At 57.0% G+C, this 879-nt stretch carries 2 protein-coding genes; both read left to right on the forward strand.

What is annotated here, in order from left to right; all coding sequences use genetic code 11:
• Positions 1-3 precede the first annotated feature (3 nt).
• Positions 4-582 carry a hypothetical protein gene (locus AWB66_RS32605; protein ID WP_087634063.1) on the forward strand — a complete coding sequence of 193 codons (579 nt, stop codon included), beginning with the start codon at positions 4-6 and terminating at the stop codon, positions 580-582.
• 73 nt (positions 583-655) lie between these two features.
• The coding region (locus AWB66_RS34830; protein WP_327355902.1) for an RES domain-containing protein at positions 656-879 on the forward strand (224 nt) is incomplete at its 3' end.

The raw sequence follows: 879 nt of genomic DNA on the forward strand, positions 1-879 counted from the left end.
GAAATCACCGCTGAAGACGCTCATCGTTTCGAACGCGCCGTACGCATCGATGACGAGGATGCCTTCATCGCCGAGCTGAACGCTTTCGTTCGAGAGAAATTTGCGGAGGCCGCGCCCTCGCCGCTTCAGCTCACCACGGACCTGCGAGCGAAAGCACGCGCGCTTCGGGCAGAGTCACCCTGGCAGCCGTCGGCGACTGATGTGCAACGCGGACGTGCAGCGTTGTTGCGCGCATACGATGCACCCGGGAACATTCCGCTGACGGAATTTGCGCGGTTCGCACACAAGTCGCGCCAACAGATTTATAAAGATCTATCAGCACAGCCTCGGCGCCTTCTCTCATTAGATGTGGGTCGTCGGGGTCAGCGACTGCCCGACTGGCAGCTTGATCCACTGAAGCTGAAATTCACGCGCGAAGCGCTCAACCGAGCGGCGTCGGTTGACTCATGGACGCTCTATCGTGCGCTGTCGTCTCGAAATGATTCGCTCGGTGGTCACTCACCTATCGAAGCCGTGACGCCAGGCAACTTCGATCAACTTGTCGAGATTGTGCTGAGCGTGGTCGGTATTCACGGTGAGTAAGCAGTTTGATTTTGTCGATGCCAAACCGCGTCATTGCGGCGGGAGAACAGCTCCAACACATTAGCCGAATCGAATACGCCGCACGCCGCTCTATTTTGGTACAAGCTCCGCAAATCGATACGACGATCCGAAGGGTGGCTATGGGGTTCTGTACTTGGGCTTCGACCTTCCGACTGTATTGACGGAGTCGGTTTTTCATCAGCACCAATGGCACCGAAGCCGTTCGCGAACCATTACGCTAAGCGAGATTCGTGGACGCATTGTGCGTGCTGTCGGCGTAGTCGAGCGACTGAACTT

Origin of the sequence: Caballeronia telluris, assembly GCF_001544495.1 — a bacterium.
Lineage (GTDB): Bacteria > Pseudomonadota > Gammaproteobacteria > Burkholderiales > Burkholderiaceae > Caballeronia > Caballeronia telluris.